This window comes from Streptomyces sp. NPDC050617, assembly GCF_040654795.1.
GTDB lineage: Bacteria > Actinomycetota > Actinomycetes > Streptomycetales > Streptomycetaceae > Streptomyces.
The window spans coordinates 1-13448 of the sequence record NZ_JBFAIS010000048.1 but is presented as its reverse complement, the minus strand read 5'-3'; the positions used below and the strand labels follow the sequence as shown (position 1 = coordinate 13448).

Annotated in this window: 5 protein-coding genes, 1 tRNA gene and 1 rRNA gene; 1 reads left to right on the top strand and 6 read right to left on the bottom strand. The window is 70.5% G+C overall.

The features are described 5' to 3' along the window. Positions 1–112: 112 nt before the first annotated feature. The 3 genes from AB0I49_RS36660 to AB0I49_RS36650 all read right to left on the bottom strand — a co-directional run bounded on the left by AB0I49_RS36660 (position 113) and on the right by AB0I49_RS36650 (position 9508). Positions 113–2929: a DNA translocase FtsK gene (locus tag AB0I49_RS36660; RefSeq protein ID WP_363231556.1), complete on the bottom strand. Its 2817-nt coding sequence runs from the start codon at positions 2927–2929 to the stop codon at positions 113–115. A gap of 104 nt (positions 2930–3033) precedes the next feature. After that, a complete protein-coding gene (locus AB0I49_RS36655) occupies positions 3034–3711 on the bottom strand; it encodes a response regulator (RefSeq protein WP_363231555.1) in 678 nt (225 codons plus the stop codon). A gap of 244 nt (positions 3712–3955) precedes the next feature. Further along, positions 3956–9508, bottom strand: coding sequence for a HAMP domain-containing protein (locus tag AB0I49_RS36650; RefSeq protein ID WP_363231554.1), 5553 nt, complete (start codon positions 9506–9508; stop codon positions 3956–3958). 259 nt (positions 9509–9767) lie between these two features. On the opposite strand from AB0I49_RS36650, the gene AB0I49_RS36645 reads away from it, so the two are divergent. Next, on the top strand, positions 9768–12389 hold the full coding sequence (locus tag AB0I49_RS36645; protein WP_363231579.1) for a SpoIIE family protein phosphatase: 2622 nt from the start codon (positions 9768–9770) through the stop codon (positions 12387–12389). Positions 12390–12437: 48 nt separating this feature from the next. On the opposite strand, the gene AB0I49_RS36640 is transcribed toward AB0I49_RS36645, so the two are convergent. The 3 genes from AB0I49_RS36640 to rrf form a co-directional block, all read right to left on the bottom strand. After that, positions 12438–12510 (bottom strand) — tRNA-Thr (locus AB0I49_RS36640). Between the two features lie 55 nt (positions 12511–12565). Next, positions 12566–13300 carry a DegT/DnrJ/EryC1/StrS family aminotransferase gene (locus tag AB0I49_RS36635; protein ID WP_363231553.1) on the bottom strand — a complete coding sequence of 245 codons (735 nt, stop codon included), beginning with the start codon at positions 13298–13300 and terminating at the stop codon, positions 12566–12568. 61 nt (positions 13301–13361) lie between these two features. Beyond that, positions 13362–13448 (bottom strand): 5S ribosomal RNA (gene rrf / locus AB0I49_RS36630); the annotation flags it as partial.

Sequence of the window (13448 nt, the reverse complement as noted above, 5' to 3'; positions counted from 1 at the left end):
ACATCGGCCCTGCCCCTTCCCCAAAGTGACGCACAGCCCAGAGAAACGGTTGCTCACCGTTTCCGCACGGCTCGGTCTCCCCGCTTCCTCACGGCCGGGAGTCCCTGCCCGCTCACGGCTGGGACTCCCCGCGGATGATGGCGAGCACGCCGTCCAGCTCGTCCGGCTTGACCATCACGTCGCGCGCCTTGGAGCCCTCGCTCGGCCCCACGATGCTCCGCGACTCCATCAGGTCCATGAGCCTGCCCGCCTTCGCGAAGCCCACACGCAGTTTCCGCTGGAGCATCGAGGTCGAGCCGAACTGGGTGGAGACGACCAGCTCCGCCGCCTGGCACAGCAGGTCGAGGTCGTCGCCGATGTCCTCGTCGATCTCCTTCTTCTTGGCCGTGCCGACCGTGACGTCGTCCCGGAAGACCGGCGCCATCTGGTCCTTGCAGTGCCGCACGATGGACGCGACCTCGTCCTCCGTGACGAAGGCGCCCTGCATACGGACCGGCTTGTTGGCCCCCATCGGCAGGAAGAGGCTGTCGCCCTTGCCGATGAGCTTCTCGGCGCCCGGCTGGTCGAGGATGACGCGGCTGTCAGCGAGCGAGGAGGTGGCGAAGGCGAGCCGGGACGGCACGTTGGCCTTGATCAGACCGGTGACGACGTCGACGGACGGGCGCTGCGTGGCCAGCACCAGGTGGATGCCGGCGGCCCGCGCGAGCTGGGTGATGCGGACGATCGAATCCTCGACGTCCCGCGGGGCGACCATCATCAGGTCCGCCAGCTCGTCGACGATCACCAGCAGGTACGGGTACGGCGACAGCTCCCGCTCGCTGCCCTCCGGCGGCTTCGCCTTGCCGCTGCGCACGGCCGCGTTGAAGTCGTCGATGTGCCGGTAGCCGTACGCCGCGAGGTCGTCGTAGCGCAGGTCCATCTCGCGCACCACCCACTGCAGCGCCTCGGCGGCGCGCTTGGGGTTGGTGATGATCGGGGTGATGAGGTGCGGGATGCCCTCGTAGGCGGTCAGCTCGACGCGCTTGGGGTCGACGAGCACCATCCGCACGTCCTCGGGCGTGGCGCGCACCATGATCGAGGTGATCAGGCAGTTGATGCAGGACGACTTGCCGGAGCCGGTGGCGCCGGCGACCAGGACGTGCGGCATCTTCGTCAGGTTGGCCATCACGTAGCCGCCCTCGACGTCCTTGCCGAGCGCGACGAGCATCGGGTGCTCGTCGCCCGCCGAGTCGGCGAGCCGCAGCACGTCGCCGAGGTTGACCATCTCCCGGTCGGTGTTCGGGATCTCGATGCCGACCGCGGACTTGCCGGGGATCGGGCTGATGATCCGGACGTCCGGGCTGGCCACGGCGTAGGCGATGTTCTTGGTGAGCGCGGTGATCCGCTCGACCTTCACGGCCGGGCCGAGCTCCACCTCGTACCGGGTGACCGTCGGCCCGCGGGTGAAGCCCGTGACGGACGCGTCCACCTTGAACTCGGTGAACACCGTCGTCAGCGAGGCCACTATCGCGTCGTTGGCGGCGCTGCGGGTCTTGCCTGGCCCGCCGCGCTCCAGCAGGTCGAGGGAGGGCAGCGAGTAGGTGATGTCGCCGGCCAGCTGCAGCTGCTCGGCGCGCGCCGGGAGTACGGGCGAGGGCTCGGGCGACGCCTTGGTGAGGTCGGGGACGCCGCCGCTCTGCTCGTTCTTGCCGGGCTTGTCCCGCTTCACCCCCGGTACGGGCGCGTCGGCCGCCGCTGCCTGCTCGGCGCCGCGCGCGGTCGGCACGGAGCCCGTACGCTCCCGCTCGGCCGAGATGCCGCTGCTCAGCCCGGCGACGAGCGGCGAGGGCTGCACGCCGTGCAGCACGGCCCCGTCGAGGGCGGCCGCGGCGGCGGCCGCCACGTCCACCGCGTCGAGCGGCCGGTCCGGGTCCGGCTGCGCGGCCGTACGGCGCGGGCGGCGGCGCTGGTTCAGCGCCTCCTCCTCGGCCTGCTCGACGCCCTCGCCGCCGCCCGCCGCGCCCTTGTCCAGGGAGGTGCGCCGGGACCGCTTGGCGGGGGCCTCGCGCCATTCCTCGCCGTACTCGTCGTGGACGCCACTGTCGTACTCCTCGGGCAGCGGCTCCGCGAGGCCGAGCCGCACGGCGAGCCGCCGCAGCCGGTGCGGGATGGCGTTGACGGGGGTGGCCGTGACGACGAGCAGCCCGAAGATCGTGAGCAGGATCAGCAGCGGAACGGTCAGCACCTCGCCGACCGTGTAGATCAGCGGGCTGGCCGCCGCCCAGCCGATCAGCCCGCCGGCGTCCTGGAGGGCCTGCGCCCCGTCGCCGCGGCTGGGGGCCCCGCACGCCACGTGCACCTGGCCGAGGACGCCGATGACCAGGGCGGAGAGCCCGATGACGATGCGCCCGTTGGCCTCCGGCCGCTCCGGGTGGCGGATCAGGCGGGCGGCGATGGCGCCGAGCAGTATCGGCACGACCAGGTCGAGGCGGCCGAACGCGCCGGTGATCAGCATCTCCACCAGGTCGCCGACCGGCCCCCGGAGGTCGCCCCAGGTGCCTGCGGCGATGACCAGGGCGATGCCGAGCAGCAGCAGGGCGAGGCCGTCCTTGCGGTGCGCCGGGTCCAGGTTCTTCGCGCCGCGCCCGACGCCGCGGAACAGCGCGCCCACGGTGTGCGCCAGGCCGAGCCACAGCGCCCGTACGAGCCGGAAGACGCCGTTCGTCGGGGACGGCGCCGGCTTCGGTGCGGGCCTGGCCGCGGCCTTCTTCGCCGGAGCGCGCTTCGCGGGCGCCTTCTTCGCGGGCGCGGCGGCTTTCTTGGCGGGCGCCTTCTTGGCCGGCGCCTTTTTCGCGGGCGCCTTCTTGGCAGCGCTCCCGGGGCGTCCGGCGCGCTGCTTCGAGGTGCCCGCCGTGCTCTGGGAACCCTTGCCGGACGTACGTGAGGCCATGGTGGTGAGGTTACCGTTGTCGGCCGCGAGGGACACGTGTGTCTACGCCTTCACCCGTTCGTGTCGCGTGTCGGCGGGCCTCGCGGTGACGCGGCGTCAACAGCTCAGTTCTGTGAGGGGACCGTACTGGCGCCGCTGCCCGCGCCGGGCTCCAGCGCGTCCAGCGCCCGCCGCAGTCCCGTGAGTTTGCGCTCCAGGTGGGCGGCGGTGGCGACGGCCGCGGCGTCCGCGGACTCGTCCAGCTGCTTGGAGAGCGCCTCGGCCTGCTCCTCCACGGCCGCGAGCCGCGCCGAGAGTTCGGCGAGCAGCCCCGCCGGCTCCTTGCTGTCGACCGCGGCGCCCTGGCCGCTCTCGAGCTGGAGGCGGAGCAGGGCCGCCTGCTCGCGCAGCTGACAGTTCTTCATGTACAGCTCGACGAACACGGAGACCTTGGCCCGCAGCACCCACGGGTCGAAGGGCTTGGAGATGTAGTCCACCGCGCCGGCCGCGTAACCGCGGAAGGTGTGGTGCGGGCCGTGGTTGATGGCCGTGAGGAAGATGATCGGGATATCCCTCGTCCGCTCCCGGCGCTTGATGTGGGCGGCGGTCTCGAAACCGTCCATGCCCGGCATCTGGACGTCCAGCAGGATCACTGCGAAATCGTCCGTCAGCAGCGCCTTGAGCGCCTCCTCCCCTGACGATGCCCGGACCAGTGTCTGATCGAGCGCCGAGAGGATGGCCTCCAGCGCCAGCAGATTTTCCGGCCGGTCATCGACCAGGAGGATCTTGGCCTTCTGCACCATGGCCCGTCCTCCTCGCCCCGGAAATGCGCCGGGTGCCGCCCCAGGGGACGACTCCCTTGCGCCGCCCGTCCTTGTGCCGGTCATGGTAGCCGCACCCCGCTTGTCGCCACACCCTGTCACCGCGAAGTCACTGTGCACGTAGCAGAAACGCGGTGGGAGACCAGAAGGTTCCCCGAATACCGCGTTCCCACACGTGTTTGGCCACAGTCAGTCAACACTCCGCCGTGGTTCGATCAGCCATCCGTCACTCCGCGCGCATCCACTGCTCCATCACCGCCAACAGATGATCAGTGTCGACCGGCTTGGTCACATAGTCGGACGCGCCGGACTCGATGGCCTTCTCCCGGTCGCCCTTCATCGCCTTCGCGGTGAGCGCGATGATCGGCAGCCCGGCGAACTGCGGCATCCGCCGGATCGCCGTCGTCGTCGCGTAGCCGTCCATCTCCGGCATCATGATGTCCATCAGGACGACCACCACGTCATCGTGCTGTTCGAGGACCTCGATCCCCTCGCGGCCGTTCTCGGCGTAGAGCACCGACAGGCCGTGCTGCTCCAGCACGCTGGTGAGCGCGAACACATTGCGGATGTCGTCGTCGACGATGAGCACCTTCTCGCCGTGGAATCCGCCCGAGAACCCCGCGGCCACCAGGTCCTGGCCATTGCTCAGCCACGGCTCGGACGACGGCTGGGCCGCCGAGGCGCCCGCGGCCGCCGACTCGCCGCCGCCCGCGCCCTCGGACCCCTGGCCCGACGGCGCCGCCGACTGCTGCTCCGCCTCCTGCGCCGCCCGCTGCCGGCGCCGGAAGAGCCCGGCCGCGCCCTGCTGCTGCACGCCGAACGCCGTCGCGCCGCTCTCCTGGTCCTCCGCCGCGGCCCCGTCGCCCGTCGGCGCGCCCGCGGCGCCCTCCAGCGCGAGCGGCCCCGTGGCGTGCCCGGCGAGCGCGAGCTGCGAGTAGTTCTGCGGCGGCAGCTCGGTCGGGTTCAGCGGCAGGTACAGCGTGAACGTCGAGCCGCGGCCCGGCTCACTCGCGGCGTGGATCTCACCGCCGAGCAGCCGGGCGATCTCCCGGCTGATCGACAGGCCGAGGCCCGTACCGCCGTACTTTCTGCTGGTCGTGCCGTCCGCCTGCTTGAACGCCTCGAAGATCACCCGCATCTTGCTCGCCGCGATCCCGATACCGGTGTCGGTGACCGAGAAGGCGATGACGCCGCCGTCCGCCTCCCGCAGCGCCCCCGACTCCAGCAGCTGCTCGCGGATGCTGTCCGGCACGCCCGCGCCGGCCGGCCGGATGACCAGCTCGACCGCGCCCGAGTCCGTGAACTTCACGGCGTTGGACAGCAGATTGCGCAGCACCTGGAGCAGCCGCTGCTCATCGGTGTGCAGCGTCGCCGGCAGCTCCGGGGAGACCCGTACGGAGAAATCGAGCCCCTTCTCCGCCGTGAGCGGCCGGAACGTCGCCTCCACATAGTCGACGAGCTGGACCAGCGCGATACGCGTCGGGCTGACGTCCATCTTGCCCGCCTCGACCTTCGACAGATCGAGAATGTCGTTGATCAGCTGAAGCAGATCGGAACCCGCCCCGTGGATCGTCTCGGCGAACTCCACCTGCTTCGGCGAGAGGTTGCCCTCCGCGTTGTCGGCCAGCAACTTGGCGAGGATCAGCAGCGAGTTGAGCGGCGTACGCAGCTCGTGCGACATATTGGCGAGGAACTCGGACTTGTAGCGCATCGACACCGCGAGCTGCTCGGCGCGCTCCTCCAGAACCTGCCGGGCCTCCTCGATCTCGGTGTTCTTGACCTCGATGTCCCGGTTCTGCCGCGCCAAGTGCTCGGACTTCTCCTCCAGTTCCGCGTTGGAGATCTCCAGCGCCTTCTGCCGGCTCTCCAATTCGTCCGACCGGTCCCGCAGTTGCTCGGTGAGCTCCTGCGACTGCTTGAGCAGCTGCTCGGTCTTGGTGTTGACGCTGATGGTGTTGACGCTGGTGCCGATCATCTCGGCGATCTGGTTCAGGAAGTCCTTCTGGATCTGCGCGAACGGCTGGAACGACGCCAGCTCGATCACGCCGAGCACCTGCCCCTCGAAGAGCACCGGCAGCACGATCACATGGGCCGGCGGCGCCTCCCCCAGCCCGGAGGCGATCTTCAGATACCCCGATGGCACGTTGTCCACCAGAATGGTCCGCTTCTCCTCCGCGGCCGTGCCGATCAGCGTCTCCCCCGGCCGGAAGGACGTGGGCATCGACCCCATCGAGTAGCCGTACGAGCCGTACATACGGAGCTCGTACGCGTCCTCATCCGCCTCCGACTCGGCGCTCTCGCCCGTGGCCAGGTTCTCGTTGGTCGGCGTCGCCACGAAGAACGCGCCGTGCTGCGCGGAGACCACCGGAGTCAGCTCGCTCATGATCAGGCTCGCCACGTCCGCGAGGTCGCGCCGCCCCTGCATCAGGCCGGAGATCCGGGCCAGGTTGCCCTTGAGCCAGTCCTGCTCCTTGTTGGCGAGCGTCGTCTCCCGGAGGTTGGCGATCATCGTGTTGATGTTGTCCTGGAGCTCCAGGATCTCGCCCGCCGCATCGACGTCGATCTTCAGGTTGAGATCGCCGCGGGTCACCGCGGTGGCCACCTCGGCGATCGCCCGTACCTGCCTGGTCAGGTTTCCGGCCATCTCGTTCACCGACTCGGTGAGGTCCCGCCAGGTGCCGTCCACGTCCCGCACCCGCGCCTGACCGCCCAGCTGCCCCTCCGTACCCACCTCACGGGCCACCCGCGTGACCTGCTCGGCGAACGACGACAGCTGGTCCACCATCGTGTTGATGGTGGTCTTGAGCTCCAGGATCTCGCCACGGGCGTCGATGTCGATCTTCTTGGTGAGGTCGCCCTTGGCGATCGCGGTGGTGACCATCGCGATGTTGCGGACCTGACCGGTCAGGTTGGAGGCCATCCCGTTGACGGACTCCGTCAGGTCCTTCCACGTACCGGAGACGCCCGGCACCCGCGCCTGACCGCCGAGAATCCCGTCCGTGCCCACCTCGCGGGCGACCCTGGTCACCTCGTCCGCGATCGACGACAGCGTCTTCACCATGATGTTCACGGTGTCGGCGAGCTGCGCGACCTCGCCCCGCGCCTCGACGGTGACCTTCCGGGTCAGGTCGCCGTTGGCGACCGCCGTCGCGACCTGCGAGATGTTCCGCACCTGGCTGGTCAGGTTGTTGGCCATCAGGTTGACGTTGTCGCTCAGGTCCTTCCAGATGCCGGTGACGTCCCGCACCCGCGCCTGACCGCCCAGCTGCCCCTCCGTGCCGACCTCGCGGGCGACCCTGGTGACCTGCTCGGCGAAGTCCGAGAGCTGGTCCACCATCGTGTTGACGGTCGTCACCAGCTCCAGGATCTCGCCCTTCGCATCCACCGTGATCTTCTTCGACAGGTCGCCCTTGGCGACCGCCGTCGTCACCTCGGCGATGTTGCGGACCTGCGACGTCAGGTTGTTCGCCATGAAGTTGACGGACTGCGTCAGGTCCTTCCACGTGCCGGAGACGCCCTGCACCTCGGCCTGCCCGCCGAGGATGCCCTCCGTGCCGACCTCCCGCGCCACCCGCGTGACCTGGTCCGCGAACGAGGACAGCTGGTCGACCATCGTGTTGAGCGTGTTCTTCAGCTCCAGAATCTCGCCGCGCGCGTCCACGTCGATCGTCTGGGACAGATCGCCGCGCGCGACCGCCGTGGCGACCTGCGCGATGTTGCGGACCTGGGCCGTCAGGTTCCCGGCCATACCGTTCACGGAGTCCGTCAGGTCACGCCAGACGCCCGCGACGCCCGGCACCTGCGCCTGACCGCCGAGCCGGCCGTCCGTACCCACCTCGCGCGCTACCCGCGTCACCTGATCGGCGAAGGCGGAGAGCTGGTCGACCATCGTGTTGATGGTGTTCTTCAGCTCCAGGATCTCGCCCCGGGCGTCCACATCGATCTTCTGCGAGAGGTCGCCGCGCGCGACGGCCGTCGTCACTTGCGCGATCTGCCGCACCTGCGAAGTGAGGTTCCCGGCCATGAAGTTGACCGAGTCGGTCAGCTCCTTCCAGGTGCCGGACACGCCGTCAACCCGCGCCTGACCGCCGAGCCGCCCCTCCGTGCCCACGTCCCGCGCCATCCGCGTGACCTGGTCGGCGAACGAGGACAGCTGGTCCACCATCGTGTTGACGGTGTTCTTCAGCTTCAGCATCTCGCCGGAGACGTCGACGGTGACCTTCTGCGACAGATCGCCGTTGGCCACCGCCGTCGTCACCTGCGCGATGTTGCGGACCTGGCCGGTCAGGTTGCGGAAGGCCGTGTTCACCGAGTCGGTGAGGTCCTTCCACGTGCCCGCCGCCCCCGGCACCTGCGCCTGACCGCCCAGCTCGCCCTCGACGCCGATCTCCCGCGCCACCCGCGTCACCTCGGCGCCGAACGCCGAGAGCTGGTCCACCATCGTGTTGACGGTGTTCTTCAGCTCCAGCATCTCGCCCGCGACATCGACGGTGACCTTCTGCGACAGATCGCCGTTGGCCACCGCCGTCGTCACCTGCGCGATGTCCCGCACCTGCGTGGTGACGTTGCGGAACGCGTTGTTCACCGAGTCGGTGAGGTCCTTCCAGGTCCCCGCCGCCCCCGGCACCTGCGCCTGACCGCCCAGCAGGCCGTCCGCGCCGACCTCGCTCGCCACCCGCGTCACCTCGTCGGCGAAGGTCCGCAGCGTCTCGGTCATCTGGTTGATCGTTTCCGCCAGCTGCGCGACCTCGCCGCGCGCGCTGACCGTGACCTTCTGCGACAGGTCGCCATTGGCGACGGCCGTCGTGACCTGCGCGATCCCGCGCACCTGGGCGGTGAGGTTGCCGGCCATCAGGTTGACCGAGTCCGTCAGGTCCTTCCAGACCCCGGCGACACCGGGCACCTGCGCCTGGCCGCCGAGCTCGCCCTCGGTACCGACCTCCCGCGCTACCCGCGTCACCTCCGAAGCGAAGGACGAGAGCTGGTCCACCATCGTGTTGACGGTGTTCTTCAGCTCCAGCATCTCGCCGGCCACATGAACCGTGACCTTGCGAGAGAGATCGCCCTTCGCCACCGCCGTCGTGACGAGAGCGATGTCACGCACCTGGGCGGTGAGCCGGGACGCCATCGTGTTGACGGAATCCGTGAGATCCTTCCACGAACCCGACATACCGCGCACCCGCGCCTGGCCGCCGAGCTTGCCCTCGGTACCGACCTCGCTGGCCACCCGGGTGACCTCGTCGGTGAACGCGGACAGCTGGTCCACGAGCCCGTTGACCGTACGCCCCACCTTGAGGAACTCGCCGCGCAGCGGATGCGCCGCGCCGTCCGCCCCCTGCGAGCGCAGATCCATCCGCTGCTCGAGATCGCCCTCGGCGACCGCCGACAGCACCCGGCCCACCTCGGACACCGGCCGCACCAGATCGTCGACCAGCGCGTTGGAGGCGTCGATGGCCGCGGCCCAGGACCCCTCACAGGCCCCGACCTCCAGCCGCTCCGTGAGCTTGCCCTCGCGGCCCACCACCCGCCGTACGCGCGCCAGCTCGCCCGTCAGCTGCAGATTGCGGTCCGCCATTTCATTGAACACGGCGGCGATCTCGGACATCACTCCGTCGCCCGCGACCGTCATCCGCTTCCGGAAGTTGCCGTCGCGCATTGCCGACAGCGCCGTCAGCAGCCGATTCAGGGCCGCCGTCTCCACTTCCGTCGTCCCATTGCTACGGGACCGTCCGCCTTTCGCGCGCGTGCTCACGCCCCGCGCCGCTGCGCCAGACTCCACCGTGTCCCTCCCGCAGGGTCGACCATCGTCATCGCGCTTCCACTTCAAGCGTTCCCAGTGTTTCACTTCAGCGCACCGAACCGTTCGGCAGTGGGAACGTAACCGGGTGGACAAGGGGTCGTTGAACGCGACCACCCCCGAAACACGCGCCTCCGTTCCACACAAGTCGAGCCGACGGTTTAGCCTGGCGGACGAATCGAGGACCTGCGAAACGGGCACAGGACTCGGGGGGAGCGACGAGAGGCCAATGGGGAGTGCTGTGATCACCGCGCGGGCTGCCGCCACCTTCGAGCCGGTCGGACGCTCGGTCGCCTCCGCCCGCGCGTTCGTCCGGGACACCCTCCAGGGCTGGGGATTCCCCGACGTCGTGGACGACGCCGTCGTCCTGACCAGCGAACTCGTCACCAACGCCGTTGTGCACGCGGGTACCGCCGCCGACGTCCTGTGCCTGCGCACGGACACCGGCGTGCGCGTCGAGGTCGGCGACCACTACCCCGAACGTGAGCTTCCGCTGCAGAGCTCCGGCCGCCAGCTCGGCGGCGTCGACCGCGAAGGCGGCCGCGGCCTGCTCCTCTGCGCGGCCCTCGCCACCAGCTGGGGCGTCGAGTACACCGCCACCAACAAGAAGGTCTGGTTCCAGCTCGACCTGCCCTCCCGCCCCGCGGGCACCCGCTCCGCCGGCCCCGCCCTCCCCGCCGACGCCCTCCCCCTCGCCGACGCCCGCGTCCGCGTCGCCGTCATCCAGATCGACCGGGTCGGCGGCATCAGCGCCTGGAACGACGACGCCCAGGACCTCTTCGGCTTCGCCCCGGAGCAGGTCACCGGCAAGCCCCTCACCGACTTCGCGGCCTGGCCGCACACCCCCGGCACCTCCACCGGCATCGCCGACGCGCTCCGCCTCTCCCGCTGGGAAGGCTCGTACGGCATACGCGGCGCGGACGGCCGCGTCGTCCCCGTCTACGCCTCCCACCTGCGCGTACGCGACGCCGACGGCGACCCCTCGACCGTCTGCCTACTCGTACGCGACACCGAGCGCGCGGTGCTCCAGAGCCCCCAGCGCGGCTCCGGCTCGGAGGGCACCACCAGCGACCGCGGGGCCTCCGCGGACCCCTTCGAGGTCTTCATCGGCTCCCCCGCCCCCGACGACCTCGACGGGCTGCTCCAGCGCACCGTCGAGCGCGCCCGCGACATGCTCGACGGCGACTCCGCCTATCTATTGCTCGCCACGGACGACGAGACCGAACTGGAGGTACGGGCCTCCACCGGCCTGCCCTCCGCCCGCCAGCGCTTCGCCCGCGTCCCCGTCGAGGCCGGCACCGGCCGCTACGGCTCGGCCCGCATGCCCGCCGTCCACGAGGACCTCAGCGCCGTCCCCGGCGCCGTGCCGCTGCTCAACAACACCGGCATGCGCTCCGTCGTCACAGTCCCCCTCAAGGTCGAGGGCCGCCTCACCGGCTCCCTGGGCGTCGCCGCCGAGTCCCCCGGCCGGTACAGCAACGAAGAGGCCCTGCGGCTGCAATTCGCCGCCGACCGCATCGCCCTCGCCGTCGAGTCCGCGCGCCTCGGCGAGCTGGAGCGGCTCCGCCGCGGCTCCCTCTCCTTCCTCGTCGAGGCGTCCGACCTGCTCGCGGGCACCCTCGACCGGGACCAGACGCTGGCCCTCATGGCCCAGATGACCGTCCCCACCCTCGCCACCTGGTGCGCCGTCTACACCATCGCCGACCAGTCCTCCGAGCCCGAGCTGTCGTACGTCCTGCACGAGGACGAGGACCGCATCGACGGCCTCAAGGCGCTCCTCGCCAAGGTCCCGCCGCCGGACCCGGTCCCCACCCCCGGCGCCCGCGTCTGGACCGCGCCCTCCGACGCCGCCCACGCCGCTGCCCTGCGCAGTTCCCTGCGCAGCCTCGGCCTCGGCGACGCCGGACGCCTCTCCACCGGCCCCGGCACCTCGCTGGCGACCGCCTCGGCCGTCGGCGGCGAGACCGTCGTTCTGCCGCTGGTGGCCCGCAACCGCGTCATCGGCATGCTCACCCTCGGCAAGCCCACCGACGATCACTTCCGCCAGGAGATCCTCGAACTCGCCGAGGACCTCTCCCGCAGGGCCGCCCTCGCGCTCGACAACGCCCGCCTGTACTCCGAGCGCACCGCCATCAGCCAGTCCCTCCAGCGCAGCCTCCTGCCCCCCGAGCTGCCGACCGTGCCCGGCGTGGAGGTCGAGGTCATCTACCGCGCGGCCGGCGAGGGCAACGAGGTCGGCGGCGACTTCTACGACCTCTTCCCCATCCGCGACGGCGCGTACGGCTTCGCCATCGGCGACGTCTGCGGCACGGGCCCGGAGGCCGCCGCCGTCACCGGCCTGGCCCGGCACGCGCTGCGGCTCCTCGCCCGCGAGGGCTTCGGCGGCCCGGCCGTCCTGGAGCGCCTGAACGCCGCCATCCTCGACGAGGGCGCCCGCAGCCGCTTCCTGACGCTGCTCTACGGCGAGCTGTGGCCGCAGCACGACGGCAGCGCGATCCTCAAGGTCGTCTGCGCGGGCCACCCGCTGCCGCTCCGCCTCCGCCAGGACGGCTCCGTCGAGGCCGCCGCCGAACCGCAGCCGCTGCTCGGCGTGCTGGAGGAGCTGGAGCTGTACGAGCAGACGGTCACCCTCGATCCGGGCGACGTCCTGCTCTGCGTCACCGACGGCGTCACCGAGCGCCGCGAGGGCACCCGGATGCTCGGCGACGACGGCCTCATCGACGTCCTCACCACCTGTACGGGCCTCACCGCGGGCGCCGTCGCCGGCCGCATCCTCCGCGCCGTCGAGCGCTTCGCCGCCGAACCGGCCTCCGACGACATGGCCATCCTGGCCATGCGCGTCCCGGAGCCGCAGGACTCCTGACAACAGCAAGAAGGCCCCCGCCGAACGGCGGGGGCCTTCCTATTCAAGAGCCCCAATACGGAATCGAACCGTAGACCTTCTCCTTACCATGGAGACGCTCTGCCGACTGAGCTATTGGGGCGCGGCAACGGAATAGATCATACCCGAACTCCCGTGCCCCTCTGACCACCGCTGCCCTACGCCGCCGCCTCCAGCAGACCCCCGAGAGCGTTGCAGGCCGACACCACCCGGTGCAGCTCCCGCCGCGTCATCGTCTCGTCCACCGGCAGCGCCAGACACTCGTCAGCAGCCCGCTCCGTCTCCGCGAGCCACACATCCCGCGCGAACGCCGGCATCCGGTGTACGGGCGTCTGTACGGGCACCTGGCACCGCACCCCGCGCGCCCGCAGCGTCCGCGCGAACGCGTCCCGGTCCGGCCGGCCGTTCCCCGGCACCCGCACCACATACGCGCGGTACGCATGCGCCACCCCCGCCCTCGCGGTGGGCGTGACCAGCCCGTTAAGCCGCGTGGTCAGATACGCGGCGTTCTGCCGCCGTCGCGCCACCGCTCCTTCGTGCTCCTCTTCGCCATGCTCGACGACCAGCAGCGACCGGCGCTCTCCCACGGCCCGCAGCGCGGCCATGTCGACCGGATGCCCGAAAAGGGGTACGGGCACGACAGCCGCCGTACGCGGCGTCACCGCGGCCGCCACCGCCGACGCGTCGAGGCAGAACGTCCCAGCGTCGATATCGGCGAACACGGGCACCGCCCCGGCCCCCCGAACCGCCTCCGCGGCCTCCGCAGTCGCGTACGACGGCACGATGACCTCGTCACCAGCGCCTACTCCGGCCGACCTCAGCATCTCCAGTGTCCCCATACCTGCGGATGGTGACGGCGCAACGTGAACATGAAGTAACACTGCGCACTGCATCACGACAACAAAAAAGCTCTGGCCCCTGAACCGAAGTTCAAGGGCCAGAGCTGTAAAAATTGTTCGGCGGCGTCCTACTCTCCCACAGGGTCCCCCCTGCAGTACCATCGGCGCTGAAAGGCTTAGCTTCCGGGTTCGGAATGTAACC